This window comes from Paenibacillus sp. Marseille-Q9583 (assembly GCF_976954365.1).
In genome coordinates this window covers 1-2,356 of record NZ_CDRJTB010000146.1, presented here as the reverse complement: position 1 = coordinate 2,356, position 2,356 = coordinate 1, and the positions used below count along the sequence as shown (strand labels likewise).

At 41.2% G+C, this 2,356-nt stretch carries 1 protein-coding gene; it reads left to right on the top strand.

Going from position 1 to position 2,356, the window contains the following annotated elements; translation table 11 throughout:
- The first annotated feature begins 107 nt into the window (after window positions 1-107).
- Window positions 108-2,216, top strand: coding sequence for a methyl-accepting chemotaxis protein (locus ACWNM1_RS30435; protein WP_449603914.1), 2,109 nt, complete (start codon window positions 108-110; stop codon window positions 2,214-2,216).
- The last annotated feature ends 140 nt before the right edge of the window (window positions 2,217-2,356 follow it).

Sequence of the window (2,356 nt, the reverse complement as noted above, 5' to 3'; positions counted from 1 at the left end):
GTGTTTTAAATTTTATTATTTAATTATAGGTGAAAAGACCTATTTAATGATAGTCGTAATTTGTCGATTAAAGATAAGGTATATTATCCTAGAGTGGAGTTGTTCAGATGGCGTTATATCGTAGGCTTTCTTTAACGGTTAAATTTGTTCTGGTAGTAAGTTTAGTTATCATTGTTATCTTTTTCTTTAGTCTAATCGCGAATCTGCTTAATCTGCGAAGTGTGAGCATATCGAACGGTGAACTAGAGGCGGAAGTTGCTGGGCGAAGTTATGCGGAAACGATTCAGAATAGTATGGTAGACATAGAGTCGGCAGCAAAGGTATTCACAGATGTACTGGTTGAATCAAGAGAACATCAAACTTTGAGTCGTGAAGAAGTTATTTCTACTATGAAATCTATGCTTGAGAATAGACCCGAGCTTTTTGCAATTAGTACATTGTGGGAACCCAATGCCTTCGATCAAAACGATCAGGCTAATATCAATAAGACGCCATATGATGATGGTACGGGGCGTTTTATTCCTTATGTTCTTAGAAATCAAGGTTCAATAACGGTTGAACCCTTAAAAAATTACGATGTAGAGGGTGAGGGTGATTATTACCTTTTACCTAAGAAAGAGAAAAAAACGATTTACATTGAACCCTATTCCTATGAGACTACTGGTGGGGCTATAGAGATGATTTCGGTTATGCTGCCTATTTTGGACAAATTGGGCACTTTTCTTGGGACGGTAGGATTTGATGTTTCGTTATCAAAGCTCCAAGAGGATGCTGATAAATATAAACCTATGGGTGGATACGTTTCTCTAGTCACGGGTAATGGTAAATATGCAGCTAATCCTAATGATCCAGAAAGTGTACTTAAAGATTTCGGTGATACGGAAGAGAAAGCTGCACTGTGGAGACAAGTGAAGAATGGGAAGTCGGTTCAGGGGTACACCAATAATTCCAAAGGAGAAGATGTACTTCGTATTTTTGTTCCGATTCCACTGCCAGAAAGCGATCAGGTATGGTATACGCAGGCTGCGATTCCTAAAGCTACAATCATGGCTGACTACGAACAAACGAAAACAGAATCATTTATCATCATGCTTGTTGGGATGCTGATTTTAGGAATAGTTATAGTCTTTCAATTATGGTTAATGGTGATCAAACCGCTTCGAGTATTATCTGAGAAATTGCAGCTTATGGCCCAAGGGGACTTAACACAAACCTTGCAGGTTCGAAATGATGATGAATTCGGTAAGATGTCTTCACATTTTAATCAGATGACATATAAGCTTCGAGAAATGTTTGGACTTGTGGCAGATTTATCGATGTCAGTGGGTGCTACTTCTGAAGAGTTGACAGCGAACGCGGAACAGACAGGGAAAGCTGCTGAACAGATTGCTGTGGCTATTGGACGAGTCGCCGAAGGAGCACAACTGCAGAATGGTTATGCAGGAGAATCTTCTCTGGCCATGAGCGATCTTAGCATTGGAGTACAACGTATCGCTGACTCTTCATCAGCGGTGTCTGCATCTGCAGATGAAGTAACCGATCAAACGAAGAGAGGCAGTGCACAGCTTCAAATGGCGGTGAGCCAGATGACAGAGCTTAAACAATCCGTGGACGAGACCAGTCTGGCGATTGAACGACTAGGTGAAAGATCTGTACAGATTAGTGGGATTATTGGTCTGATCTCGAATATTAGTAAACAGACTAATCTATTGGCATTAAACGCAGCAATTGAAGCATCCAGAGTGGGTGAACAAGGTCGCGGATTTGCTGTAGTAGCTTCGGAAATACGGATGTTGGCGGATCAAACGAAACAAGCTGCTGAACAAGTTACTGAATTAGTCGAACATGTGGTCCAAGATACTAATCAAGCCTCACAGGCTATGGCTGTTGGTAATGAGCAAGTACGTATAGGTGTGCAGGGTGTATCTGACAGTGATCTTTTGTTTACATCGATTCTTGCTGAAATGACACAGGTTACAGATCAGATTCAGGAGGTATCTGCAGCCGCACAGCAGATGACTGCTGGTACAGAGCAAATTTCAGCTAGTGTAAAAGTATTAGCTGAACTTGCATCAGAAGCGTCCGCGGATTCACAAAGCGTAGCAGCAGCCTCAGAGGAGCAGCTTGCTTCTATGGAAGAAATCTCAGCTTCGACGGAATCCCTCAGCTCAATGGTGCAAGATTTGCTGGACAAATTGTCTTATTTTAAAATTTAAACTGATGTGATATCGTGATTACAGGTGGGAAACCCTGTCCTTTTCTAAAGGATCAGGGTTCTTTCCATTTCTTACATAATCTAAAAGGTATCTACATGCCATCGGATGTGCTATAATCAATATATCGAAAGTAGTTACCT